This window comes from Emticicia sp. 17c, from assembly GCF_037153985.1.
GTDB lineage: Bacteria > Bacteroidota > Bacteroidia > Cytophagales > Spirosomataceae > Emticicia.
In genome coordinates, this window is sequence record NZ_JBBAYI010000021.1 from 15799 (window position 1) to 41220 (window position 25422).

The following is a 25422-nucleotide window of genomic DNA, read 5'->3' on the forward strand; positions in this document are numbered from 1 at the left end:
ATAATTGTCTTTTACCATTGAGCCAATATATTAGTTTTGTTGCTGTTAGAGTCTTTCCAAGGGTATGTTCTTAAATGTATGATGGCATTTGGTTGAAATAGAAAATGAATATTTTCATCAAAAACCATTGAATAGTTAGCTTCTTTGAAAACTTGCGGGGCCGCCCGTGCGGTAGTGCGACGATGAAATCTAGCGATTTTAGAGCGAATAGGAGTATTGACCCCTTCAATATTCTTTGTAAATTTTTTACCAATTAAATGTTTGCAATAAGGTAAAACTTCTTTGAATGCTTCAAATCTATCAGTGCAATAAAACCCGATCTCAATATGAAGGTTTTTAATCTGTACCATTAAACTTTGTAACTGCTTTTGATTTCGTTTACCCATTGTTACCGCTAAAATTTCTTTTGTTTCGGGTGCATAAGCATAGAATATCCAAACTTTTTTGCACTTTTTGCTTGCAAAAGAAAACATTTCATCAATTTCGATACGCTCATAATACTTTTGCCGAGGGGAAATCTGTACTTTTTTTTCCTTCTGAAAGTATAAGATTTAAGGTGGTTTGAGGGCTTATGCCATACACCTTATAACAGTCTCGAATACCACTACTATGAAGTAAAGAACTCTTTACCTGGGATTTTATCAATGGATTTGCTCCTTGATATAAATATTCCCACCGCATCGGCGGTCCGATGAAATTGTTTACTACAGCTATGGCATAAAAAATTTTGCCTCCCTGTGGTTTTGATGCCATTTTTAACGACTTTTGTAGAATGGAATGAGAGCAGTTTACTTTGATATTTACTAGACACATTTACCAAAGTTACGCCTCATTGCTTCTCTTCTCAAAACTCATCATACATTTCAGCACATTACCGTAGGGCTATTCCTTGAATCGCAAGAACGAATCATAGCACAAATAAACGTTTCGGAGCATGAAACTCAATTGAAGAACAAAATAATGCTGGCTTTTGCAGGAGAATTTACTACTAACGCCCTACTACCCGATGGCGTAGGTATTGGTAAATCACCATCGAGGGGTTTTGGCACAATTAAAAAATCAACTAACCATGATGATACTACAAGATTTACGAAATATTATTCAAGAAGCCAAACAACGAGCCATTCGGTCGGTTGATTTTGAGCGTGTTTTAATGTATTGGCAGATTGGTAAACGTATTTTGGAAGAAGAACAAGGCGGACAACAGCGTGCCGAATACGGTAAATATTTATTAAAAACTTTATCGGAAGAACTTGAACCTGAATTTGGAAGTGGTTTTTCGATTCGGCAGTTGGAACGTTATCGACAGTTTTATCGGATATACCCAATTGCGTCCACACTGCGGACGCAATTGAGTTGGACACATTATAAACTATTGATTAGCATTAATAATGATGATAAAAGGCTATATTATTTTGAAGAATCTTCAAAAAACAACTGGTCGTCTCGCCAACTCGAAAGGCAGATAAATAGCCAACTTTATGAAAGGCTTTTGTTGAGCAATGATAAAACGAGTGTTTTAGAAGTGGCCAAACAAGAGAAACTACCACAATCGCCCCAAGAAATCATCAAAGACCCAATGGTTTTAGAATTTTTAGACCTAAAACCACAAGCCAGTTATTACGAAAAAGACCTTGAAAATGCTATCATCACGCATCTACAAGATTTTTTGCTCGAGCTAGGGAATGGGTTTTCGTTTGTTGCTCGACAAAAGAGAATTCATTTAGATGGGGATGATTTTTTTGTGGATTTGGTGTTTTATAATCGCTTATTACAATGCTTTGTAATCATTGAAATAAAAACAGAAAAACTAAGTCATCAACACATAGGGCAACTCCAAATGTATGTCAATTATTATGATAGAATTGAGAAATTGCCACATGAAAACTCAACTATTGGAATCTTGCTTTGTGCTGACAAAAATGATTCGGTAGTTAAATTTACATTACCAAGTGATAATAAAACAATTTTGGCAAGCCAATACCAGCTTTACCTACCTTCAGAAAACCAACTTTTAGAAGAAGTAAAAAAGGAGATAGAGGAGTTTCAAGAAAAGAAGAAAAAACTGTGAAAGTAGTACAATTTGACATTCACATAAATACTTTCGACACAAATTTGGTTAAAATAAAGGATGCAAATTTTCTTGAATACATACGGCATTTATCTACACATCAAAGATGATATGTTTGAGATTAGAGTTCCTATAAAAGACAGCGAACCCATCAAAAAACACATTGCAGCTCATAAGGTTACTTCGTTTGTGATGACAACCTCGGCTGCATTAAACACTGATACGATTCAATTGGCACTCAAAAATAACATTGATAGTATCTTCACCCATGCCAACGGGCATCCGATGGATAGGGTTTGGCACAGCAAATTGGGTAGTACAACCAGAATTCGTAAACGCCAGTTAGAAGCCAGTTTGAATAAATGGGCGTTTAATTAGACAATGATTTTGGTCTTCGGTAAAGATTGGTTGATAAGAAAATGAATTTTAGACATAGCAGTTATTAACCCCTATTCTCAAAAGTTGCAAGAGCTAAGCTATAAAATTCGAATGAGTTCGTATGAAGCCTTCACAACAAGAAATGAATTTTTATTTTCGGTTTAGAAAAGTAATGAGCCTTGTGAGCTTTGGGGTTGCTAAATGATTCTATTCAAAACGGCATCAGTAGCGGCAATGATTCAGTCAAGTGTTTCAGAACTCGTTGCGATTCGTTCGTTTAGGATTCACCGGAATTTTCAAAAAACAAATAAAGACACTGCTGTACAGTCTTCAAACAAATAAGCCGAGTGCCCCTCCCTTTTCCTTAATAGACCTATTTCTTCGCTAATCGGAAATTGCATTGGCAAACTTCTCCCATTGCCTTATGTTTGCAGCCATATCATTCAAACACCGATGAGCATAACAGCTTTCTTGTTTACAGGGCAGCATGAGTTTTATCCCCCTCTCCTTGATAAACGCTGGGGAGAACTCTCCCGCTTAAACCTGAACATCGGCTCGTTCCACACCCATACACATGAAGAAAATATTCTTTATCCTTTTGCTAACTTTTGAGAGCCATATAAAAGGGAAGCCTAGATTAATTCATTTATCAGAATTTCCAATGAGAAGCCAATTTAAAATACTGAGTGATTTACTAAAAATTGTGCAAAAACATAGATTACAATTACCAACAAAACCAAATCCAGCCTTTTATAGACAGGATTTTTAACTGACTCCCTTTTTTAAACCAATTATCAAGGAAAACCTAATAAAAAAGACTTACTAAAATCGGTGACTATGCCATTCCATAAATAACCCTTGTGGGTCTCTGTCAGCACGAATGGCTTGTAGTTTGTGAAAGTTGTCATCACTCAAAAATTTGTCACTCCGCTTGTGCAATCCTTCGTCTGCCAGCTGGATACCCGATGAATAGTGTTGCATTCTACGCACCATATCTGATGCCCAATTGGTATAGTGAGGTGTATCTTCTTGGTTTTTCCAACAGCTATACAATGCCATATAAATATTATCCTCTTTGCTATATGCCATGTCAGTATCAAGTGGATCGGGATACCAGTTGAGCCACAAAAAATGTGAAGGGGCAGGGGGCAACGTTTCGGCAATTTCTTTAATATATGGCAGTAGCTCGTCAATACTGGCGTGTGTCCACATGTTGTCTACGCCATAATTGTAATTGGCAGGATAATGCTCCATGGTAGCTTTGTAAAAAACATTAATGCCTGGGTTGAAAGCAGGAGTACGAATTAAGGCTTTTTGCTTGATAGGGCTATTTTCCATAAACTGCTTGGCTTCTTCAAACTCATCTCTTGTATTGGCAAAAATAGGGGCAAAAGCCTCTATACCCGGCCCAAGTAGGTTCATCATATTTCGGTTCATCATCATCTGAAACTCTACTGTTTTTGGCACAGATGGTCCTACCTCATACGCCCAATAATACACATCTTCGAGGTATTTGATAGAAAAATCGTGAGCAATAATTGCCTGATATTTAGGCAAAGTATAGAGTTGTAAATAAAACCTTACAACTACCCCAAAAAAGCCAGCTCCAGCCCCTCTAGCCGCCCAATACAAATCGGTGTTTTGTGTGGCATTGGCATGAACCAACTCACCACTTGCCGTAACAATATCTAAACCCAAAACGCTTTTGCAGGCAATGCCCAGTTTACGTCCATTCCAGCCATAACCCCCTTGTAATAGATAACCACCTATACACACACCTTCGCAATGCCCCGTAGGAAAAAATAAATCGTTTTTATATAAAACTTTCATCAAATCCGCCCCACCCAAGCCTGGTTCGGCGGTGGCCGTCATAGCTTCTACGTTTAAGGTGTAATGCTTGAAATTTTGCATCGAAATTACAATTACATCATTTCGCATAGCATTGGCACTAAAACTTCTCCCGCCTGAAAGCACTGTTACTCGTTTGCCCACTTTGTTGGCATATCGTATAATAGCAATAACGTCTTCAACCGTTTTGGGCTCGGCAATTATATCAGGTACACGCCCAAAATGCTGCTTGTTGTACAGCAAACCAAACATAATTTTTTCAAAATCACTTTCGTCTTTTGAATGTGTTAAACCACTGATTATTAATTGATTTTCGTCAAAAAACTCTTTATAAAGTTGTGGTAAAAATGTTGCCAAATGGCTCATTTCTTCTGAACAATGTTTTAATAAATCATGCCCAAAATTTTGGGGTAAAGACTTGATGGTTTTCAAAAAGGCAGTTACAGCTTCGGCTATTTTTCCTTCTTTTCTGAGCGAAACGTATTTACCACCTACCCAAAAACGAGAACGCATTTCGGCACCATTGGTAGTCTTTCTGACCTGATGAATTAGATAACCATAATTTACCGGTAAGGTAGGATGCCCCAATTCGGCACAGATATATACCACCTTTTCTTTTTGATTGAGAGCAGCGTTTGAAAACCCAAATGCTAAGGGTGACTTAAACTGAATGGAGGCATTGAGCAAATTTTCGCCAATGTATTCTTTGATTATTGAGTTTCGACCAATATAGCCATTGTCGCTGCGTCCGTCTTCCCACTTAGCCGACAAATGAGCCGCAGGATGCCAAAGTTTATAGCGGCTATCTTGCGAACCATGCCATCCAAACCACCAATTCCACATTTTGGGTGATATATTTGGCATAGGGGTTTTTACAGCTACCATCGTACTACCATCAGTATCTACACAAAACCCTGTTTCTACATCCATGTAGCCTTCAGATTCAAGTGCAGTCATGTGCTCTATATCGAGCATACTACCCCATACTAAAGGCTTGTTTAATGCTTCCATTACCTCTGCCGACAATGGGGCGAATGAGGTGATATAAAATTTTGAGAAAAGTTCTTTTTTATCTTCGTCAGAATATCCCACAAATGCTTTTTTCATAGTTTAATATGTTTTTTGCAAAGTTCTGACTTTAATTCTATATTCTTATTTGAATTAATTCAAGAAATAAAACGCTGTTTCGATTTCAATTTACTGAGCCATTCGGCCGAAATACCCATCAGTTCGGCAATATATTTTGAAGGAACTTTCTGAACTACTACAGCAAATTCTCTGAGAATATATTGATAAAGTTCATCGGGTTTTGAAGAAATAATTTTAAGTTTTAGGTCATTTTCTTCAATTAAAGCCCTAGTCAGTAGGTTATCGTATAGGGTTTTAAATTTATCGTCTAAATTTAAAATTTTATCAAGTTCTGTTTTTGGAATTGCCAAAACCGTTGATTTAGCAATAGCTTTCAGTTCGCATTGGGTTTTCGTTTGCGAAAAATAGCTATCTATACACGCCATAACGGGGTGAAGTTCATTGAGGTAAAAATTTATAGTGCGTTTTACTTCGCCATCACCACTAACAAACCGACATACAAAGCCACCAGCAAGGACATAGTAAAGGTGCGTGTTTATTTGCCCAGCCTTTAAGAGCAGTTGATTAGGCTTTAGGGTAATGGACTTAATATGCTGTATAAGTTGCAACAAAATTTCCTCATTAATTCCTGAATTTTGTAAATTCTCGAGAAGTTTTGTAGTTGAGTTAAACGAAAACTGCATCACTGAAATATTTATAAGTATCAATAAATAAAAAATTGATACAGATGTCAAAACTTAATTGGAGAGTAATATATGGCCATCAAAACAGAAAGAGACTAACAAATTCTATTTGACTTGTAACTCATGTCCATTGTCTCTCTAGGCCATATGTATTCTAAGCAGAAGCCTGATTATACTTTGGGAAAATTTGTAAAGTTCTGAGTCTTATAGCAGTATATTGATAGATTTTTTCAATTTTCCAGTTGGGTCTTTAAATGATAAAAACTTAATATATAGCTGAATACGATGCCCAAGAATCTGTTTTTATATTTTTAAATAGGATAATTAACTTTTTACACTGTTTTGTAGATATTTTAGTTAAATAGCATTTCGCTGTTTCGATTCTTTTAAGAAAATAGTAGCCTGTTCCTTTTGAAACATTTATATATGATAGCGACTTAAATAATACTTAATACGCTTTTGGCCTAAATGAAACACGGGGTACTACACTTTACATATTTGTAAAATTTATGCAAATAAGAGTATCTATTTAATGGGACATTCTCACAAAAAGTAGGGCTTGATAACATGTCTTCGTTAGCCCTACTTTTGATAGATATGAATATAAAATATTTCTAAAAATGGACATTGACTTACAGATTGAGATTTTCTCAATTATAAGTTATTTGTGGAAAGATTTTGAACCTCTATCTAGTCAATAGTTCAGTTACACTTCCTTTATGTATCATAGTTTCCCTTTATAAAGCTCGTCCTGCCATTTTTTTAGTTCTTCCCATTTCCCATCACGAGCCATAGCTGCTTGAGCTGCCCAAGTGGTTGGATCATGAATCTGGAACCTACTTCCTGCCTTATTTAAAATTTCTTTTAATTGAATCACTGATGTATTTGCCAATTGAGAGAAAGTATAGATACCCACTTTATTAAGTAATTCTTCGATTTTGGGACCGATCCCTTCCACGATTTTGAGGTCATCAACGAATTGATTTGATAAAGTGCCTAGACCAGTTGTTATGTTTGTTGCCTTAAGATAAGCCTTCAATTCACTCTTTAATGTCTTTATTTCATCTTCCAGATCTGCATTATAGTTCTCTAAATTGTTAATCTTTTTATTCATAAACCACCATAATAATAATGCTAATAATAGTATGGGCAAGAACCAAAAAAAGAATATATCCCAAGGGAAATTATTGAATAGACATTTTAGATTTTCCATTATATAAAAAGTATTTAATTGATTAAACATAAAAAAGTGTTCGGCTATAGCTTACTCTTTTAGCCTTATGGTTGCACGACGATTTTTAGACTTACCTTCATTGGTATCATTAGAAGCTATAGGTTCCTTTTCACCTCTTCCTTCTGTAATCATCTGATTAGAATTGACACCATCAGTTGCTAGTAAACCTTTTACTTTGTTTGCTCGTATCTTAGAAAGTCTCAGGTTTAACTCATCAGAGCCATCACTATCGGTATACCCAGTAATCAATAATTGCTTTTGGGGGTACCTGCTTAAATATTTTTTTGCAGTCAAGAGGAATGTATCTACTTCCGGAGTATGTAAAATACTTACTTGACCTGATAGAAAATAGACATCAATGGGTTTAAAAAGAATCTGTTCTTCTTGTGTCAATTTTACGGTATCAGCAGATTTACTTGCTAGGATATTAGTACTATCAATTACGGTAGAGGATGCTAATGAAACCTCCGGGCTAATGTAACAATAGGGCTTTCGGTAACAATTCCAAAACCAGCTATATGCCAAAGACCATAAGTAGTAAAATAAGGAATCTGTTCATTTTTATTGTTAGGGTTTTAGGTAAATATTAAATTTTATAACTTTTGACTGAAAATGTAAAAAAGGTAACTTAGCTTAAGACGTTATTTTGGTTGTGATTCTAGAATTATGATAGTTTATGACCCATTTTAAGGCAGATGGTATCATTGAATATTTTATCATAAAATATAAATAAGATTATACCCTGTAATGCTGATAACTTTTGTGTATTGGCTTTCCTTGTAAATTCCATTATTGTATGATTTTCAGAGGGTTACATCTTTAAGAAAGTATAATTTGTTTTTGATTTTTCTTCTGCTAATAATTTTTTCTTACAGATAGGCATGCGCAATTACTCGATTTTGAGGATGCGGTACATAGTTTACTTTTGCTTTCCACCTTTTTGTGAGTTTTTTGTAACGAAAATTACGTCTAGTCGAGATCCTCCCCTTTACTCTTTTCTTTAATAGACCAATTACTTTACTAAACGGAAATAGCATTGGCAAACTTCCCTTATTGCATTATGTTTGTAGCCACATAATTTGTACTGGTTATATAGAAATGTTAAAATTTCTAATTATAAAATCATTGTATTTTTCTTAGAGAGGTCGATTTATTTTTTTCTATTTTGATGAGAACTTTTGATATTAAGTTTTAGAGAAAAGATACAGTGTTTTTTCAAAAAGAGCAGTGATAATTATTCTAAAAAGTTTAAGTAAAATGTAAGTTTAGCTACCGCACAAATGGTATCATATTAACTTTTTATTATAAAATGTATGAATTACAAAAATCTCTTATTTGTAGCACTAATATGTGCCTTGATGTCTTGTAGTAAAGATGGTGGTACTACAACACCTACCAATAATGGTACAGTAATTAATGTAGACGCAACAAAATTCCTAACATCATCTGGAAACGTAACTATTTCAACCGAAACAAGAACGCTATCAAATGGTACGTCTGCTCTTTGCTACAAAATTGTCACAAAAAGTACACCAACTGACCATATCCAAGGTCCTTGGTGTCCTACAAACATTTCAGATGATGCCTCCAAAGGGGGCATTTGGATAGAGAATGGGAATGTATATGATGTAGATGGTGCATTTATTAAAAATTTAGCTACTTTTTACAATAACACAACTTGGCAAATGTATAATAAAACAACTGGTGAAATAACAAAAACATTGACCCAAGCTGATTGTCAGGCTGCTGCAAATCCAAATGTTGGTGTTCAATATAAAAACTACTGTGTTGAATGTCTGCCTTCCTATGTTTCTTCGGTAACAAAAACTATTTATATACCTATAACTCCGGTAAAATTGTCTTCTCCTGTAAGTTTTGGTGCAGGCCCAGGTTCTTCAGGACCAACAATAAGAGGCATTGCTTTCAATGGTGTTGTGTTTGATGCCCCAGCTCCTGTAAGTGCTATTTTAGGAGCATATACATTGGCACCTTTTGATGATGCAGGTGGACATATTAATATTGGTGCAGGTTATCACTATCATGCAGCAACAGGAAAATCTACAAAAATTCATCAATTAGACGGGCATGCTGCTATGATTGGGTATGCCTTAGATGGTTTTGGAATATATGAAAGATTAAGTGCTTCTGGAACGGAATATACCGACCTTGATGCAAGTCGTGGCCATTATGACGCTACAAGAGGATACCATTATCATGTCGACAAAGCCGGTTCTAATAATTTTATCAACAGTTTAGCAGGAGCGTATGCTCAATAATTAATGAACTTTAAATTAATACTAACTATAATAGGAATGATATTATTTAAGCCATTCTTATTTGCTCATAGCCCAGACCTTTCAAGCCTAATGATTTATGAACAAAAAGGGAAAAACTTTATTGTAATTAAAAGTTCATTAGCTGCATTTGAAGGAGAGGTAATTTATCGTTATGGTAAAGATGCCTATAAAACCCCACAAGAGTTTAAGATGTTAGCAATTAAGCATTTCAGCAAAAGCTGTTTTGTTGTCATTAACAATGATACCATTAAACTTACTAATCCACAAATTCAATTAGGTCATGAAACAACGCTTTTTGCTGAATTGGAAAATGTGCCTCAAAAAATCACAGCTTATCATATTAAAAATATCCTTTTTAAGGATATGCCAAACAATCAATGTGAACTGATTTTGAGTCATAAAGGCTTGCCACAGAAACAATTTATATTAAATAATGAAAATAAGCATGAAGTAAAGTTTCGTATAGAAAAAAATAACTGGTTAATTGAAGAAAATACAAATTCAATGTTTGAAATAAATAAGTTCATTTTAGATGGAAGTATTTTATTTATCATATTCACAGCAATAGTATTTATAAAGAGAAAAATACCCACTAACAATCCGTTTGACAAAAGCAGGGCAGTCGGAAGCAACTGAGCATTTGTACTTCTATCAACACTAATTTTGGCTGATGGTTTCCAAACCCCTGACTTCGCCAAGCTAAGAGTCATTAAAGGTCACGCAATAAAATAATTTATAATCAATATTAATTAAAAATGAAAAGAACCACTAAAAAAAGACAGACATTTGCCAAACCCAGAATGTATTTAAAAATTATGGTGGCTTTTTTGACAATTCTTTTAATTTCTTGTAATACACGGTCGAACAAAACTCAAACAGCTACTTCTCAGGTAAGTATTGACAGTATTCCTTCCGTAATTGCAAGAAATGATTCTTTGGATGCGGTAGTCAAATCAATAATTGAAGTTTCGGCTAATGATTTTTATAAGAACCAACAACCTTTGCCAACACAATTTAAGAATGTTCAAATCAAATACAGTATAAAGCCAAATAAAGAGATACTTTATATTTTATGCGGACTTTTTACGACTATAGATAAAGAGAAAAATAACGAATGGACACATTTTACCACTATCAAGAATAGTGACTATGAGCAGTGGATAGGACCAAATGGATTAACATATTGTGAAAATTCAAAAGAGATACCTTACAAAAAATTCGATTTATCCATTGAGTTAAAGAAGAAATTAAACTCTTTATAGAAAATTGGGAAATAGTCATAAAAAAAATAATAGCCGAGCCGCTAACACGCGTTTCCCCAACATAAACCCCTAAGACCATTAGTGGCTGTCTTACTCGAAAGTGTTCAAAACCTAAATTTAGAATTCTGTTGAACATTTGTGCTTAAATGAGTATTTGTACTTCGAAATTCTAACCTTCACCAAGCCGAAAACTGTTCTTTGCCATTTTAGAACAACAGACCGAAAAATTAATAATATGCAGAGACGAAAGTTTATTAAAGATAATCTAACAGGTTTGCCCATATTACTTTTGACACCATCTCTATTAGCAAGTTCTTGTAATAAAGAAGATGACCACGAACCCAATGAAAAAACTGTTATTGTTATTGGTGCAGGTATATCAGGTTTGGCAGCAGCCAAAAAATTGAAAGAAAATGGTTTTAATGTTACTGTTCTTGAAGCCCAAGATAAAATTGGCGGACGACTACGAACCAATCGAACCTTAGGAGTAGCTTTTGATGAAGGTGCAAGTTGGATTCACGGTACTAGTGGTAATCCTATAACAACCTTAGCTCAACAAGCAGGTATGAGTACTGCTTTTACCGATGATGAAAGTTTGGTTTGCTACGACATTACTGGCGTTTTAAGAAATAATGCTGTTTTCAATGATGCAGAAACTGAATTTGAAATTATTTTAAACAGTCTAAAAAATAGTGGTGGTGCCTCTCAGAGTTTTGAAACAGTTTTTAATCGTTTATACCCAACAAAAGTAAACGACCGCCTATGGAAGTTCTTACTTTCAACATACATTACATTTGACTTAGGCGACTTGGACAAAGTTTCTTCAACTTTGTATGAAGAAGGAGAAGAGTTTTCTGGTGAAGAACGAATTTCTACTAATGGCTATGACACTATTCCAAACTATTTGGCAAGTGGCTTAAATATTCAATTAAACCAACGAGTTTCAAAAATTGACTATATAGATATAAAAGTAAAAATTACTCATAATGGCAATGTAACAGAAGCTGATTATGTTATAGTAACAGTTCCCTTGGGTGTATTAAAATCAGGAAAAATTCAGTTTGTCCCAAATTTACCAATAGCCAAACAAACTGCCATTCAAAAAGTAGGGATGAATTGTGTAAATAAATTTTTACTTACTTGGAATACTGCTTTTTGGGACAATAAACAATACATATACTATACACCTGAAATTAAAGATAAATTTAACTATTTTGTGAATGTAAAAAAGTTTCACCCAAATGTAAATGCTTTGATGACTTTTGCTTATGCAAATTATGCAAGGCAAACTGAAGCAATGACTGATGCACAAATTATAGGCGAAATAATGTTGCATTTAAGAGATATTTATGGGAACAGCATTCCAAATCCTACAAATATGTTAAGAACCCAATGGCAAACTAATGAAAATTCATTTGGTTCTTATTCTTTTACACAAGTTGGAACAGAAATGCAACATTTTGACGACTTGGCAGAAGAAGTATATGGCAAATTATTCTTTGCAGGAGAGCATACACATATTGACTATTTTTCAACAGCACACGGAGCATATTTAAGTGGAATTAGAGAAGCAGATAAAATAATTGCTTTATGAAATATTTATCGCCTATATTAGCTTTTAAGCGTGGGGTGGTCCTCAAATGGCGGACACCTTAGTTTGTAAGTTATTTAATTGATTTTGATTGTACTGCTGTTCAAATATTTCTGGGCTTTGGTAATTTAAAGCCGAATGCCTACGTTGCCGGTTGTAATAGACCTCAATATAGTCAAAAAGTTCGGTTTTAGCATCTTCCAATGATTCAAAGCTACCATTTTCAATTAACTCACGCTTAATGGTTGCCCAAATAGACTCTGCGTGAGCGTTCTCATAGGCAGCCTTTACACCTGCCATACTTTGTATAAACAGATGCTTGTCAATAATTTGCCTAAATTTGAGTCCAAAATACTGCCCCCCTCTATCAGAATGAACTATTAACCCTGTTGTTGGTTTATAGCGTTTTATAGCACTATTGAGGGCTATAATAATGAGCTCTTGTGTCATTGAGGTGTCTATTGCCCAGCCTACAATTCTTCGGGTATAAAGGTCTGTCCAAACTGCCAAATATGCCCATTTACCACCTTTGAGTGGTATATATGTAATGTCGGAAACCCATGTTTGATTAGGTCTATGAGCCTCAAAACCGATACCCAGCAAGTTAGGACAAGCCACCAATCCATGCTTACTGTTAGTTGTTTTAGGAACAAAAGATAGTGGCTGAATGGCCTTCAAACCTTGCTCCCTAAGCAATTTACGCACACCATGACGGCCAACTTTATAGCCCATACCTTTCATCTGTGCCTGTAGTCTTCTCGAACCATAACGACTATGGTTCTGAAAAACCTGCCGTAATTCATCGCTTAAACCACTTTCCACAGGCTGTTGATGGCTCTGACCTTTGATGTAGATATAATAGCTACTTTTGCTGATATGGAGTACATTACACATAATTCTAACAGGATAGTTTTGTTGCTCTTGCTTAACAAATTCATACTTGTCCACTATCCCGACTTGGTAAAAATGGCTGTGGTTTTTTTTAAGATGTCTCGCTCCATTTCAACCTGCTTTAGCTGATTCCTGAGTTGAAAAACCTCTTTTTCCAGGTCGCTAATTTTTCGCTTGTCGTCAGTGCCTAATTTACCCTGCCACTGATAAATGACACTCTCTCTAATGCCCAATTCGATGGCTACTTTCGGCACACTTTGACCCCCTCGTACTTTTTGAAGTACCTGCTCCTTGAATGATTGGTCATACTTTTGACCCCGTTTGTTATTTACTTGATTTGGCATAATTTTGTAAAAGTACACTTTTCAAGTGTCCGTCGAATCAAGACCACCCCAACCATTCCTTGTTCGACAAGCCACTTTTCAAAGATGGGTTCATCCATCAAGGGTTGCCATTTACGAAAATTTAAGTGTTTGATTATTTCTTGTAAATGCTCTGTGCGTGTTTTTTCTCGTTTGCCATAGTCTTCTATATTGATTTCTATTGGAAACTTTGTTTTTAACTCAAAGCCCATAAAATTTAGTAGTTGCGTGCTAACATTTATTTGCCAAGAAATAGGTAAGTACCCGAAGTAACGAACAATACCAATTTGTAAAGCAATGGCTAAACGATTAACATATCCATGATACTTGTCAAGAAAATCTAAATCACTTTTTGTTAGATGAAAATATTGCCTGAGAACATTTTCTTCTAAAACCGCAGGTAATTCTTGATATTTGGTTCTTTCTTGGCTAGTTAAAAACGTGATAGGCATGGGAAATAAAAGGAGAGATTAGTTAACTATTTTTTGAGTACCGATTAATCAATATAAATTAAAATATTTTATTAAATGGCACTATTTTTTTAATTTTGGGGCTAAAGTCAAAGATTAGATAGAAGATCATTTTAGAAGGAAATTAAGTAAATAATTAAATGGAGATTTACTGGTTTTTTACAAAATTGTCTCATTTCCTTTCTTATATAAAATGATAATATCTAAAAAGTACGACATCAAAAATCAAATGTATTATTTGAATAATACTAAAATAATGTGAATCAAGGGTTAATGATGAATAAAATTAAAGCTGAAGCAATTCTTCCAAAGCAGTGCGTCCACAAAGCCTTTTCAGAACGGACTTTAGCTGCATTCTGAATATCAGTTTTGTTTATCAACCAGACTAGCCGTCCGCTTTAAAGAAAGATTCAATAGGTTGCCTGACAGCACTGATATACTTAGAGATTAAATTATCTTCAGCAGATTTTGTTCTTTGACCTTTTTTACGTTTTACTGGTGTTAAAACCGCTGAGTTGTTTTTTTTGATTAACTGGTTTAATGATTCTGATGCATAGGCTCTATCGCCAATGACATATTGGTTATTTAATTGACAAATTATAGGCTTAACAGCTGTTAAATCATGTACATTGGCCGCTGTAATACGAATTATACTTGGTTTAGGTATTTGCTCAAACCTATCTTTTCCTAGGCAATGTAGCTTAATTCCATGATAGTATTGTGATTTAGCATCGCAATATCCTTTACTGGCTAACATAGGTGCTACTTTAGCTCTATCAGGATACTTAGCTAACATAATTGGTAAGGAATCAATTAAACAGACATTTGCATAACAATCTGAATAATCAATCTGGCTAACCAAATAATTAATAATAACTTCAAAATGCCAGTATAATTCGTTTATCCGAAAATTATAGGCTTGATAAGATGGTAAATCAGGAAACCAGTCTAACCAATGATTAACAATATAATTATAGCTTGAACGATTCGTAAATTCACCTTGCAAGGTGCAGAAAAGATAAATAGTTATCGCTTCGGCATCCGTAAATCGAGGACTATAATTATTACTTTGCCGTTGGTAGTGCAAGCAACTTTTTGTAGTATAGCACTCGCAAACAAGGCAGTATATTTGAATTAATTGTAACTGTAGCATTTTGCAATTTAACAAAATGCTCCTTGTTTGCTTTTTATAGTTTCAACTCTTGATTCACATTATAAATAATCAAAGTTCAAATCTAAAGGGCGGTCCGTAAACCTTTCGTATATTTTAGAGTTAGCTGTCACCCTAAACCAGCGACAGTGCTAAATTAAACAGACGAAAAAATGAACAGACAATCCAACGCTTCGGCAAAACCAAAAGAGCTACTAACCAACGCACAATGCCAACGCTTTGCAGCACATTTGCTTTTGCCCCAACCGCACAAAATTACATTCGACATTCTTAACTAATTCAGAGAAATATATGTCAGGAACGAAGAAAGAAAGCCATTGGATTCCCTTAGCCGACCTTATGACGGTTCTAATGGTAATTTTTCTATTTATGTCTATTTCTTATATGGCATTAATGGAAAAGCGACAGAAGGAACAAAATCAAATATTTAAGGACTATGAAGAATCAAAAGTTGCTTTATACAACGAATTGAACGAAGCTTTTAAAAAGGATTTTGCAAAATGGAATTTAAAACTTGACAATGACTTATCAATAAAATTTACAAACCCACAAGTTTTGTTCGATGAAGGGAAATCAGATGTTACTCCTACTTTCCAAAATATTTTAAGAGAGTTTCTGCCTAAGTATTTAAGGGTTGTTTTACAAGATAAATACAAAGACAAAATTGCAGAAATCCGTATTGAAGGACACACAAACACTAAGCCCATTAACAAAACAAGCGACCCCTACATTGACAATATGGAGTTGTCCCAAAACAGAGCAAGAAATGTTTTAGGTTTTCTTAGACAACAAGATTGTTTTATAAATCTTGAAACAAATAAAAAAGATAGGTTACAATATTGGCTGACAGCCAATGGTCTTTCATATGGACGAACCGTAGATAAAGATTTTAAAATTGCATTTGGTAGCAACCAACCAATTGACAATAACAAATCTAGACGAGTTGAATTTAGAATTGTAACAACTAGCGAAGCCATTATTAACGAAGCACTTAAAAACATTGAAAAGAAATGAACATAGTTGAAATATTTATTGCAATAGCATTGTTTTCATATCTAATTTATGGATTCTATGTACTCAATATTGCGAAGAAAAACTACAGTGAAGTAAACCTAAACGACTTGGAATTAATTCCTTCAATGTTTACTACGATAGGTATTTTAGGAACATTTGGCGGTATTGCTTATGGCTTATGGTTCTTTAATCCTGAAGATATTGAAAAAAGTATTCCTACATTATTGCAAGGATTAAAAACAGCATTTCTTGCATCTATAGTTGGAATAGCACTTTCAATTATCTTCTCAAAGATAATATCGTTTGTAAAAAACAAAAATGAAAAAGGAGTTTTAAGCGATGAAACAAAAGCCATAAATAAACTAATCGAAGCAATTGAAGAATTAAGAAATGATTTCTACACTATTGATGAAAACGGAAACACCATTAAACCCGGAAATGTTTTCCGGGATATTTATAAAGAATCTCAAAAGCAATCAACATCCTTACAAACATTTTCTTCTGATTTAGCTTTAACGATTTCAGCAGGTTTTGAGCAAATTTTGAATAACCCAACAGAAGGTGTGGTAGCTGAATTAAAATTGGTAAAAGCCGAAATTGAGAGTTTAGGCAACAAACTCAAAGACCCAGCAACCGATATGACCCAAAATATTGTAAAAGAATTGCAGGAATCAATGGGTAAAATGATTGAAGAATTTAAAACTTCAATGAGCGGAGAAACTAAAAATGAAATGGAACGATTGGCGGGGTTACTTGGTCAAGCAGGTGGGTCATTAACAGACTTCCCTTTGAAATTGCAAAACATGACCGATAACCTCAATGAAAACTTTAGAGGATTACAAGAAGTTGTGCAACAAATTTCTAAGCAAACACTTTCTCAATCCGAAGAATCTACCAACCAAATGAAAATGCAGATTGAAGATATGATTAAGATATTGAGAGAGCAAGTCGGAGGGTTACAAACTGGACAACAAACATTGTTAACCGAACAATCTAAAAACCTACAAGTTTCTGAAAATCTTTTGAGTGCTTTCAATACAAGTATTGAAAAAATGAACGGACTATCCACGGAAGTAAACGGTAGCATTTCAAAACTTAATCAAGCTCAATCAGAACTGGAAAAGGTTATTTCAACTTTCAGAAATGTTTCCCAGGAAATAAACGCATCATCAAGCAAATTTGGGGAATCGCAAAACGAGTTTTCAAAGCACACAAACCAGTTCTTACAAAACAATTCCAACACAATTATTGAAATTCAAAAATCTTTAGAAACAGCAAAAACTGTTTCTGCCGATTACGCACAGAAATTTGAAATTATAGAAAAAGGATTACAAGACATTTTTGGAAAAATAACAACTGGGTTAAAAGATTATCAAGCTACTGTAGGAGGAAGCCTTGAAACTTATTTAGGTAAATACACCGATGCTTTGACCAAGACAGCGGAATCACTTGCAGGAGCATCGTCAAAACAAGAAGATATTTTAGAAGAACTAACAGAACAACTTAGCAAGTTGAACGGAAGAAGAAACTAATATGCCAACGATACAAGACATATTACAATTTCATTTTTCACCGACTGCATTTCAGCAGTCGGCACAAAAGATTATTCCAATTACACTTACATCTTTGAATGAACATAGAATTGACAAACTTCAAAAAATATCAGAAGAAGTTGGGGCAAATTCTTTTTCGTTTTCAGGAAACAATCTTATTCCACAAGTTTTTAGAAAATTCAAAAATTCTATCATTAGTAAAGATACAAGTTTTGAACGAAGAGAATTAAGAACGCTTACCTATTCCTTGAATCATTCAGAACAAAGTTTAACTTCCATTTTCATCAATGAAAATGAGCTGAAATATGCTTTGACTTTATTAGAATCAAACTGGCGTGATTCATTTTTGGTTGGTTTGATAGATTGCTTTTTGAAGAATTGGGAAACAAGATATCCGAAATCATTAGAGCAATTGGAGCATTTTATCAGTCAAAAATTAGACAATTATTCAGGTAATCGAAGTGCCTTAGCTTCATTCAAAAATAACAAAAGATTTTTCAACTCAAAAAATGGAGATTTGATTTTAGGCGACACCATAGCAAAACTTAACAAGCCAATTCAAGAAGCTACAAAAATATTAGGTGTTCCTGAATCGTGGTTTGATTATGCCTACTTCTCTAAAGTTATTGTAACTTATTACGAAAGGAACAAAAATAATATATCAAATGAGATTGAAAATTTGAATCAAGTCTTACTAAAACATAATAGTTCAACTACAAATAAAAGATTAATCAGCAAAATAATTATTCAAGCCAATAAGCCTGAATTTTCTAACCTACAAGACAGTATAAAAAAGATCGCTTTTACTCAAATAGGCGATCCAAGCAATGTTTCAAATTGGAATGCTTTTGAAAATGCAACTGAAATTGAACGAAGAGAAATCATTGAAGCAAGAAATATTCTAGACGAATGGATTGCTAAACAGTTTATTGATATTTTCTTTAGAGTTTGTATCAATGATGAAAGAAGAAAACGTTTTTGGCTTAACGTTGCATCAAAAAACAGAGTTTCTTTTAAAGTTTACGGACCAACTCAAACTAAAAATATTCTCAAGAGAGACAATAGAATTGTAGAATATTTAGAAGGACGATTTCAAGTCGTTTCAAGCAACAGAGATGTGTCAGCATTTATCCTTTACATTGGAGACTATATGCTCATTGAATTTAGTGATGCTGGTTATGCCTTTTATGCTTACAAATTGAGTGGAAATAATAAACCAAATTTAAATTATCGTTTGGAAAGTGTAGATGAATTAAGAAATGGCTCAATGCCAATGCTTGTTTATCGTTCTGGATACAGTATAAATGATACCAATAGAGAAGGTCGCTTAACTCATAATGACGGAGATTTAAGATGGGAACAAGTTTTTGAATATTGGTTTAAAAATATAGCAGGAATAAATGTTTAAATATAAACAAGACAACAACAAATTTTCTTTCTACTTCCTAAATGAATCTGAGAGCAATATCTCTGTTTCTAAATGGGAAAAACTGCAATCAGAATATCTATCTCAACTTGCAATTCTTAACGAATTACACGATAACGGATTAGCGAATTACACGGAAAACTCTTGTGAAATTGATAGTATTGATATTTTAAGGTTAAATGATATTGATAAGCAAATATTGGATTTGCCTAAAGGTTATCCGTATGAGATTTTTGTAGAATCAGACGGAATTTTAACACATAATTCTTTCAAGTTCAAATATGGATTTTATGACTTTGCACCTAACGGAACAAGATTAAAGACAATTCGAAATGGAGCAATTTTACAAGTAGAAGAAAACGAGTATCTACTTTCCGAAAACCAATATTTGCTATGTCAAGCTATTGACGAATTCAACTACTTATCCGATAGCGAGAAAGGAAATTTTACTAATCTTAAAAAATTATCAGAATTAAAATCACTTTCAAAAGATAGTGGATTGACCTTAGAGCAATTTTTAAACAATCAAGAATTATATGTTCCTGAAAAAATCAAATTGGACGTTGATTTCAATAACGGCATTTTTGAAATCATACCATCAGTTGAAATTGATAACGCAATAGGCTTTACCAATACTTTTGATAAGTTGCCAATGGTTCGTGATGTTTATCCCGTTTCATCAAACAATGGAGAAACAACAAGAGTAGTTATTTCAGAAAATCAGAAAGCTGAACTTCGAAAAATAAAAACTCATAGGAAAATTTCAGACCGAGAAGCAATTCAGGAAATTATTGAGCACCCAGAATTGTTTTTTGATGATGATGTAATTGATTTTACTGTTTTTTACAGCGACAGAGTAAAAGAAATTGGCGTTTATAGTCCAAAGTTCTACTCTTTTGCAAGTCCATATAAATCACAATGGATTCCGGGAATTGTAATAAAAGATAAAGTTCACGGAGAAAAGAAAATTTATTTCAAAACGCCTGAAAAACTAAATGACTTCATTGAGCAAAAGGAAAAAGCTATAAAAGAAAAAAAGCAAACTGTTGAATGGGAAAACGCTGAAATTCCAATAGAAGATGCTGAAAAATTTATCAAGACTGCAAAAAAGCAATTTGAAAATCCAAATAAACCAATAAAACAAGAGAAGCAAACAGATCACGAAGTTCTGATTATCAAAGAAAATGCAGAACTAACCGAGTTTTCAAACGGAAATGAGTTGCCCGAAAATTTGAAACATAGCTTCTATGAAATACCAAATTTGAATAATGGCATTAGCTTAAAAGAACATCAAAAAGAAGGTGTTTCTTGGCTACAATCTTTGTTCAAAGGAAACTTTGTAGGTGGATTGCTTGCTGATGATATGGGTTTAGGTAAAACATTGCAACTTTTGTATTTCATAGAATGGCACAGCCAAAGTTGTGATGAAAACAAACCTTACTTGATTGTTGCTCCCGTTAGTTTGCTTGAAAATTGGGAAAACGAATATGAGAAATTTTTTAGTCCAAAGAATTTACCATTGTGTAAACTGTATGGTGGTGTATCATTAACAAAAGAAAATAAACCAATTCAAAACCAACAAGATGCAAAACGGCTACAATTCAAACAAATTATTTTAACTAATTATGAAACACTCAGGTCGTACCAAATCAGTTTAGGTTTGGTTGATTTTGCAATAATTGCATTGGACGAAGCACAAAAAATAAAAACACCAGGAACGCTTATAACCAATGCAAGTAAAGCACTAAAAGCCGATTTTAAAATTGCAATGACAGGAACACCAGTAGAAAACACCTTGGTTGATATTTGGTGTTTAATGGACTTTGCAGTTCCGGGACTTTTAGGCAATGCCAAAGATTTTGCGAAAGAATATCAAAAACCTTTGAGTGATGAGAATACAGATATAAAAGCATTAACGGAACAACTTCGCAACAACATTGGAGTATTTATCAAAAGAAGATTAAAAAGTGATGTAGCAAAAGATTTGCCTAAAAAATACGATGATCAAAATTCAAGAATCAAAAAAGTAATGCCGACCGTTCAATTAGACCGATACAAGCAGGAAATTGAAATGGCAAATGATTCAGAATTGGAAGGGGTAGAAAAAAGAAATCAAAAATTGAAATCACTTTGGGCAGTTAGAGACATTTCAGACCATCCGTATTTATTGGAAAATCAAATTTTGAAGTTTTCTAGTGATGAACTTATAAATAGTTCGTCTAAACTGCAGACTACCGTTGGGATTTTAGCAGATATAAAATCCAAAAATGAAAAAGTAATTGTCTTTGCTGACAGGCGAGAAACTCAAAAGATGTTGCAGAAAGTTGTTTACGATACTTTTGGAATTTTCACGAGTATTATAAACGGAGATACACCGACTACAAAACAACTTGAAGGGAAATCCAAACTAAGCCGACAACAAACCATTGACCGTTTTCAAGAAGAAGAAGGATTCAATGTAATTATTATGTCGCCCATTGCAGCAGGTGTTGGCTTGAATGTAACAAAAGCCAATCATATAGTTCATTACACACGGCATTGGAATCCTGCAAAAGAAGAACAAGCCACAGACAGGGCTTATAGAATTGGACAACAAAAAGATGTTTTTGTGTATTATCCAATGGCAATATTTCCAGAAGAAATGAAAGACGAAGAAGGTAATAGAATGAAATCTTTTGATGAAATTCTTGACACCTTATTGAATAACAAAAAGTCTTTGGCAAGTAATACTTTGTTTCCAACAGAACAAGCTGAAATCACACCTGATGAACTATTTGGAAATATTTTTGGAACAAAAACCGAAAGTAAACCGAAGGGTCAAACTCTTACTGACATAGACCGTTTGAACCCCAACTTGTTTGAAGCAACAATTGGAGCATTATATAAAAAACAAGGTTTTGAAGTATATCTAACACCGTATTACAATGACAAGGGAGTTGATGTTGTGGTTTTAAAGAACGGAGAAAATTATCTTATTCAAGCTAAACAGACAAAATCCTTAGTTGGAAATGAAGTAATACAAGAAATTTGCACAGCAAAAAAATATTACGAGGACAGATTTAAAGAACAATTCAAACTGCTGACAATAACCAATAATGATTACAGTTCATCAGCAACAATTTTAGCAAAGTCTAACGACATAACATTACTAAACCGTGGACATCTTGAAAATTTAGTAACTGAAAATAACATAACAATACAAGACATTAACAAAATCGAATCGCAACGAATGACAAGAATATAGCCAACGCTTTTGGTAGCACATTTGCATTTTTAGCCAACACACAAATCCACAAAAAATGCAAAAGAGCTACCAAGCCAACGCACCAAGACACGATAAAATGAACAGACAAACAATACACGAACAAGAAGAGGTTCTTCATCCAAAACGAGAAAAAATTCACTTTTCAAACTAAGCAATTAGTTGTGAAGGTTCAATAGATTCGCTACAGTTAAACCTACTTTATATTTCTTAGAATTATTATATTTTCATAGTAATTACCGATTCTTTTAAAGAAGAAATACTTTGTTTTCTCCTTGGAATTTATATCAAAATAGAAAAATTGAATCAAGATAGCTAAGAAAAATACAATAAATTTATAATTCAAAATTGTAGCGTTTCTATAGAACCACCACAAATTAGTTAATTTTTGAATTTCGTAAAGGTCTAAGCCCGTTGGTTTCGACTTCAAATTCAACCTCAAAAGTATATTTACCTGTGTCAACCAAAAGTTTGTCTTTGTTTTTTCATACTGAACTTGTTTAACATTATGTGGATATAAAAATTAAGATGCTCATCAAACAGTACTTTTGTTTTGCGAACCAAAATATCTGTTACCCGATCAGGTTGAACGCATTACAGAATATTCTTTGGTCATCTCTCGAAAATAAGATGATTTTTGAAAGATTATCAGATAGTTATAAAAATCACCTAAACTTTTCTTTTGGAAATTGTCGCAAATTATGATGAAAATTTTGATAATGCGTTTAACCTGTATAATTTTAGACAACTTCTATATTATGTTTTAATTTTTCAATAGTTTTTTTATAAATTTTAACCGTTTTTACGTTACCTAACAGTCTAAAATCTTCAGGCAAAAAATCTTTTATGCCCAATTTATCAAGTGAAATAACCTGTGCATTAACGTATGTTAAATTCATCAAAAAGTATAGCAATATTGGCAGAATATATTTCATTTTTTCTAAATATTCATTATAATCTTTTCAAGACCCTATCAGGAATTCGGTCTTCGCTTCTATTATTTTGCATCTGTTTCTGATAAATTTTATACATCTCCTTAGCTCTTACAAAATCTTTCGCTGCCCAATACGCATCACCCAAATTTAGGTAGGCAACAGTTCGGAATTTGTCAAAACCAATTACAATATTTAAAAGATAGATAGCCTCTTTATTCATATTGATTTCTTCTAAGTAGAAGCCTAAATTGTTAAAAAATTCAATTGAGTCTGGAGTTCTCTGATATAAGCAGAGTAAATATTCTATCTCTGACTCAGTAAAAGTATTTTTAAAGAAAGAATAGTTTTTTCTTTGATATTCCTCTTTTATTTTTTTGTTATAAACTAAAACTGGTAAGTAGGAGAGTGTCTGTGTTGAATCAAGATTGATTTTATGTAATGAGAAAAAATCAATAACTTTATTTGGTCTTCTCCATGAAATGATTGTAGGATTAGGTTCAAAACCTACTTCCTCTATATCTTTTTGAAAATGAGTTTTATTCTCAATCACTCGGACAAAGGCTAAAGACCATCTATTGAGACGAAAATCATTTTTATATATAAATTGCAATTCACTATAATACCAACCGCCTATGGTGTAAGTATATACAAGATTAAAAAAGGTATTTTTGACAGTATCAACACTTGAAAATGGAATTGTAGGATAAAAGCCACGTAAAGTATATTGGTTTTTTGCTTTATTTTTACTAAAAAATATCTCATTTTCTTTTTTTACTGAATCAATTTTTTTTTCGTTCTTATAAGCTATGACAAACTTTTTTTTAAACTTCTCTTCATTGAGTATTTTATTAGACAATGAAATACCGTCAAATCTATTATTATTAATAAAATTAATTTTTTCCATGTATTGGGCTTTAACTTCTCCAAACATAAACATAACAAAAACAAGCGTTGCCATGACTTTCATATTTAATTGGTTTCTTCTAAAATAATGTTCCATTTTTTTATATATATTTTTTCTTTATTAGTCATTTTATTTTCAGGTTTTGCTAAAATAGCATTTACTTTGTCAATATCCCATAATTCTTTGGCCCTTAAGTAACCTTTTAGTGCCTCATTTGTGTCTTTTTTTGCACCTAATGGGTTATACATTTTAGGGGTACTATCGTGCCAAATTCCCCATTTAAAAGCAGCATCTGCATTGTTATATATCCTACTCCTTTCAAAAGGAAAACTTAAGAGTTCAGAATTTTTTTTATTTAAGCATACAGAAGCATCTAATCCAGACATAGCATCCGTGAATCTATCGTTTCTATCATCAATATTATTATAGGCACCATTAACTTTATAAGAAATATACAATAAGTCGTTATCATCAGCTATTGGATTTAAATTTGTTTCACTCCAAAACCAGCCTGCTGAATAAACACTATGTGGCAATTTTTCCATTTTTTCTTTGTTTTCTTGTGTAGAGGTAACATCTTCATTGGCAAAAAGACCAAACTTAGTGTAATTATCTTTACCTGTAATCTGAATTAATCCTCTGCCTGGAAATCCGCCATAAGAATCATTACTTTTTCCACTTTCTCGATTATAACGAAAACTTCCAGATTCGTGTAGAAGAGTACCTAAAAAATGAGCTTTTCTCAAAACAGTATTTATTTCATTAGCAAGCATAGTCTGGTTAAGAGGTTCTAAATATTTTATTCTATTGGCTTTGCTGGCATGTGGAGCTATTGTTTTTAATTGTTCAAGCGTCAAATCTTTAGCCATATCACAATTAGCTTCTCCTCCAAGATATTGCTTCAAGTCCTTAAACTCATCAGGTTTCGTATCAGCAATACTTATATAATTAGTAGATGATAGCTCAACACCATAAATAATA

The 25422-nt window shown here is 33.5% G+C and carries 25 protein-coding genes; 13 read left to right on the plus strand and 12 right to left on the minus strand.

Annotation, left to right across the window (positions count from 1 at the left end):
• Positions 1-11: 11 nt before the first annotated feature.
• Together WAA15_RS23280 and WAA15_RS24630 are read right to left on the minus strand one after the other, a co-directional pair.
• Positions 12-551 carry an IS1 family transposase gene (locus WAA15_RS23280; RefSeq protein ID WP_337045277.1) on the minus strand — a complete coding sequence of 180 codons (540 nt, stop codon included), beginning with the start codon at positions 549-551 and terminating at the stop codon, positions 12-14.
• Between the two features lie 56 nt (positions 552-607).
• Positions 608-811 carry a transposase-like zinc-binding domain-containing protein gene (locus WAA15_RS24630; RefSeq protein WP_442892827.1) on the minus strand — a complete coding sequence of 68 codons (204 nt, stop codon included), beginning with the start codon at positions 809-811 and terminating at the stop codon, positions 608-610.
• A 59-nt stretch (positions 812-870) separates the two neighbouring features.
• Between WAA15_RS24630 and WAA15_RS24635 the strand changes: the two genes are divergently transcribed.
• The 4 genes from WAA15_RS24635 to WAA15_RS23295 all read left to right on the plus strand — a co-directional run bounded on the left by WAA15_RS24635 (position 871) and on the right by WAA15_RS23295 (position 3061).
• Complete coding sequence (locus WAA15_RS24635; protein ID WP_442892828.1) at positions 871-1137, plus strand: CRISPR-associated endonuclease Cas6; 267 nt, start codon at positions 871-873, stop codon at positions 1135-1137.
• Complete coding sequence (locus tag WAA15_RS23285) at positions 1070-2071, plus strand: PDDEXK nuclease domain-containing protein (protein WP_337045254.1); 1002 nt, start codon at positions 1070-1072, stop codon at positions 2069-2071. The genes WAA15_RS24635 and WAA15_RS23285 overlap by 68 nt, the downstream gene beginning before the upstream one ends.
• Positions 2072-2131: 60 nt before the next feature.
• Positions 2132-2449: a CRISPR-associated endonuclease Cas1 gene (locus WAA15_RS23290; RefSeq protein WP_337045255.1), complete on the plus strand. Its 318-nt coding sequence runs from the start codon at positions 2132-2134 to the stop codon at positions 2447-2449.
• A gap of 453 nt (positions 2450-2902) precedes the next feature.
• Complete coding sequence (locus tag WAA15_RS23295; protein WP_337045256.1) at positions 2903-3061, plus strand: hypothetical protein; 159 nt, start codon at positions 2903-2905, stop codon at positions 3059-3061.
• Between the two features lie 210 nt (positions 3062-3271).
• On the opposite strand, the gene WAA15_RS23300 is transcribed toward WAA15_RS23295, so the two are convergent.
• The 4 genes from WAA15_RS23300 to WAA15_RS23315 all read right to left on the minus strand — a co-directional run bounded on the left by WAA15_RS23300 (position 3272) and on the right by WAA15_RS23315 (position 7696).
• Positions 3272-5404 carry a DAPG hydrolase family protein gene (locus tag WAA15_RS23300; protein WP_337045257.1) on the minus strand — a complete coding sequence of 711 codons (2133 nt, stop codon included), beginning with the start codon at positions 5402-5404 and terminating at the stop codon, positions 3272-3274.
• A gap of 59 nt (positions 5405-5463) precedes the next feature.
• Positions 5464-6069 carry a Crp/Fnr family transcriptional regulator gene (locus WAA15_RS23305; RefSeq protein WP_337045258.1) on the minus strand — a complete coding sequence of 202 codons (606 nt, stop codon included), beginning with the start codon at positions 6067-6069 and terminating at the stop codon, positions 5464-5466.
• 724 nt (positions 6070-6793) lie between these two features.
• Entirely contained in the window at positions 6794-7282 is a 489-nt protein-coding gene (locus WAA15_RS23310) for a hypothetical protein (protein ID WP_337045259.1), read from the minus strand.
• Positions 7283-7333: 51 nt separating this feature from the next.
• On the minus strand, positions 7334-7696 hold the full coding sequence (locus WAA15_RS23315; protein WP_337045260.1) for an OmpA family protein: 363 nt from the start codon (positions 7694-7696) through the stop codon (positions 7334-7336).
• Between the two features lie 920 nt (positions 7697-8616).
• Between WAA15_RS23315 and WAA15_RS23320 the strand changes: the two genes are divergently transcribed.
• The 4 genes from WAA15_RS23320 (at position 8617) to WAA15_RS23335 (ending at position 12456) form a co-directional block, all read left to right on the plus strand.
• On the plus strand, positions 8617-9579 hold the full coding sequence (locus tag WAA15_RS23320) for a YHYH protein (protein WP_337045261.1): 963 nt from the start codon (positions 8617-8619) through the stop codon (positions 9577-9579).
• Positions 9580-9615: 36 nt separating this feature from the next.
• Entirely contained in the window at positions 9616-10236 is a 621-nt protein-coding gene (locus WAA15_RS23325) for a hypothetical protein (RefSeq protein WP_337045262.1), read from the plus strand.
• Positions 10237-10355: 119 nt separating this feature from the next.
• The gene (locus tag WAA15_RS23330) at positions 10356-10862 is read left to right on the plus strand and encodes a hypothetical protein (RefSeq protein ID WP_337045263.1); all 507 of its coding nucleotides are present in this window, start codon (positions 10356-10358) and stop codon (positions 10860-10862) included.
• 235 nt (positions 10863-11097) lie between these two features.
• The gene (locus tag WAA15_RS23335; protein WP_337045264.1) at positions 11098-12456 is read left to right on the plus strand and encodes a flavin monoamine oxidase family protein; all 1359 of its coding nucleotides are present in this window, start codon (positions 11098-11100) and stop codon (positions 12454-12456) included.
• Positions 12457-12498: 42 nt separating this feature from the next.
• On the opposite strand, the gene WAA15_RS23340 is transcribed toward WAA15_RS23335, so the two are convergent.
• The 4 genes from WAA15_RS23340 to WAA15_RS23355 form a co-directional block, all read right to left on the minus strand.
• The gene (locus WAA15_RS23340) at positions 12499-13401 is read right to left on the minus strand and encodes an IS3 family transposase (protein WP_337045265.1); all 903 of its coding nucleotides are present in this window, start codon (positions 13399-13401) and stop codon (positions 12499-12501) included.
• Positions 13401-13688 carry a transposase gene (locus WAA15_RS23345; RefSeq protein ID WP_337045266.1) on the minus strand — a complete coding sequence of 96 codons (288 nt, stop codon included), beginning with the start codon at positions 13686-13688 and terminating at the stop codon, positions 13401-13403. The genes WAA15_RS23340 and WAA15_RS23345 overlap by 1 nt, the downstream gene beginning before the upstream one ends.
• Positions 13673-14158 (minus strand): DUF4158 domain-containing protein, encoded by a 486-nt coding sequence (locus WAA15_RS23350; protein WP_337045267.1) that lies wholly within the window; start codon positions 14156-14158, stop codon positions 13673-13675. Before WAA15_RS23350 ends, WAA15_RS23345 begins: the two co-directional genes overlap by 16 nt.
• Positions 14159-14561: 403 nt before the next feature.
• On the minus strand, positions 14562-15182 hold the full coding sequence (locus WAA15_RS23355) for a transposase (protein ID WP_337045268.1): 621 nt from the start codon (positions 15180-15182) through the stop codon (positions 14562-14564).
• A gap of 317 nt (positions 15183-15499) precedes the next feature.
• Here WAA15_RS23355 and WAA15_RS23360 point away from each other — a divergent pair, with 317 nt between their 5' ends.
• The 5 genes from WAA15_RS23360 to WAA15_RS23380 are packed head-to-tail and all read left to right on the plus strand — an operon-like array spanning position 15500 to position 22584.
• Positions 15500-15625, plus strand: coding sequence for a hypothetical protein (locus WAA15_RS23360; protein WP_337045269.1), 126 nt, complete (start codon positions 15500-15502; stop codon positions 15623-15625).
• Positions 15626-15638: 13 nt separating this feature from the next.
• Positions 15639-16361 (plus strand): OmpA/MotB family protein, encoded by a 723-nt coding sequence (locus tag WAA15_RS23365; RefSeq protein ID WP_337045270.1) that lies wholly within the window; start codon positions 15639-15641, stop codon positions 16359-16361.
• On the plus strand, positions 16358-17893 hold the full coding sequence (locus tag WAA15_RS23370) for a MotA/TolQ/ExbB proton channel family protein (RefSeq protein WP_337045271.1): 1536 nt from the start codon (positions 16358-16360) through the stop codon (positions 17891-17893). Before WAA15_RS23365 ends, WAA15_RS23370 begins: the two co-directional genes overlap by 4 nt.
• A 1-nt stretch (position 17894) precedes the next feature.
• The gene (locus WAA15_RS23375) at positions 17895-19322 is read left to right on the plus strand and encodes an EH signature domain-containing protein (protein WP_337045272.1); all 1428 of its coding nucleotides are present in this window, start codon (positions 17895-17897) and stop codon (positions 19320-19322) included.
• On the plus strand, positions 19315-22584 hold the full coding sequence (locus tag WAA15_RS23380; protein WP_337045273.1) for an SNF2-related protein: 3270 nt from the start codon (positions 19315-19317) through the stop codon (positions 22582-22584). The genes WAA15_RS23375 and WAA15_RS23380 overlap by 8 nt, the downstream gene beginning before the upstream one ends.
• A 969-nt stretch (positions 22585-23553) precedes the next feature.
• Here WAA15_RS23380 and WAA15_RS23385 read toward each other — a convergent pair.
• Together WAA15_RS23385 and WAA15_RS23390 are read right to left on the minus strand one after the other, a co-directional pair.
• Positions 23554-24495 (minus strand): tetratricopeptide repeat protein, encoded by a 942-nt coding sequence (locus tag WAA15_RS23385; RefSeq protein WP_337045274.1) that lies wholly within the window; start codon positions 24493-24495, stop codon positions 23554-23556.
• Positions 24496-24506: 11 nt separating this feature from the next.
• The coding region (locus tag WAA15_RS23390; RefSeq protein WP_337045275.1) for a glycoside hydrolase family 19 protein at positions 24507-25422 on the minus strand (916 nt) is incomplete at its 5' end.

Bases quoted from the DNA above. Each gene is read 5' to 3' on its own strand.
- WAA15_RS23285 (WP_337045254.1), top strand. From the start codon at position 1,070: ATGATGATACTACAAGATTTACGAAATATTATTCAAGAAGCCAAACAA.
- WAA15_RS23290 (WP_337045255.1), top strand. From the start codon at position 2,132: ATGCAAATTTTCTTGAATACATACGGCATTTATCTACACATCAAAGAT.
- WAA15_RS23295 (WP_337045256.1), top strand. From the start codon at position 2,903: ATGAGCATAACAGCTTTCTTGTTTACAGGGCAGCATGAGTTTTATCCC.
- WAA15_RS23300 (WP_337045257.1), bottom strand. From the start codon at position 5,404: ATGAAAAAAGCATTTGTGGGATATTCTGACGAAGATAAAAAAGAACTT.
- WAA15_RS23305 (WP_337045258.1), bottom strand. From the start codon at position 6,069: ATGCAGTTTTCGTTTAACTCAACTACAAAACTTCTCGAGAATTTACAA.
- WAA15_RS23310 (WP_337045259.1), bottom strand. From the start codon at position 7,282: ATGGAAAATCTAAAATGTCTATTCAATAATTTCCCTTGGGATATATTC.
- WAA15_RS23320 (WP_337045261.1), top strand. From the start codon at position 8,617: ATGAATTACAAAAATCTCTTATTTGTAGCACTAATATGTGCCTTGATG.
- WAA15_RS23325 (WP_337045262.1), top strand. From the start codon at position 9,616: ATGATATTATTTAAGCCATTCTTATTTGCTCATAGCCCAGACCTTTCA.
- WAA15_RS23330 (WP_337045263.1), top strand. From the start codon at position 10,356: ATGAAAAGAACCACTAAAAAAAGACAGACATTTGCCAAACCCAGAATG.
- WAA15_RS23335 (WP_337045264.1), top strand. From the start codon at position 11,098: ATGCAGAGACGAAAGTTTATTAAAGATAATCTAACAGGTTTGCCCATA.
- WAA15_RS23345 (WP_337045266.1), bottom strand. From the start codon at position 13,688: ATGCCAAATCAAGTAAATAACAAACGGGGTCAAAAGTATGACCAATCA.
- WAA15_RS23350 (WP_337045267.1), bottom strand. From the start codon at position 14,158: ATGCCTATCACGTTTTTAACTAGCCAAGAAAGAACCAAATATCAAGAA.
- WAA15_RS23360 (WP_337045269.1), top strand. From the start codon at position 15,500: ATGAACAGACAATCCAACGCTTCGGCAAAACCAAAAGAGCTACTAACC.
- WAA15_RS23365 (WP_337045270.1), top strand. From the start codon at position 15,639: ATGTCAGGAACGAAGAAAGAAAGCCATTGGATTCCCTTAGCCGACCTT.
- WAA15_RS23370 (WP_337045271.1), top strand. From the start codon at position 16,358: ATGAACATAGTTGAAATATTTATTGCAATAGCATTGTTTTCATATCTA.
- WAA15_RS23375 (WP_337045272.1), top strand. From the start codon at position 17,895: ATGCCAACGATACAAGACATATTACAATTTCATTTTTCACCGACTGCA.
- WAA15_RS23380 (WP_337045273.1), top strand. From the start codon at position 19,315: ATGTTTAAATATAAACAAGACAACAACAAATTTTCTTTCTACTTCCTA.
- WAA15_RS23385 (WP_337045274.1), bottom strand. From the start codon at position 24,495: ATGGCAACGCTTGTTTTTGTTATGTTTATGTTTGGAGAAGTTAAAGCC.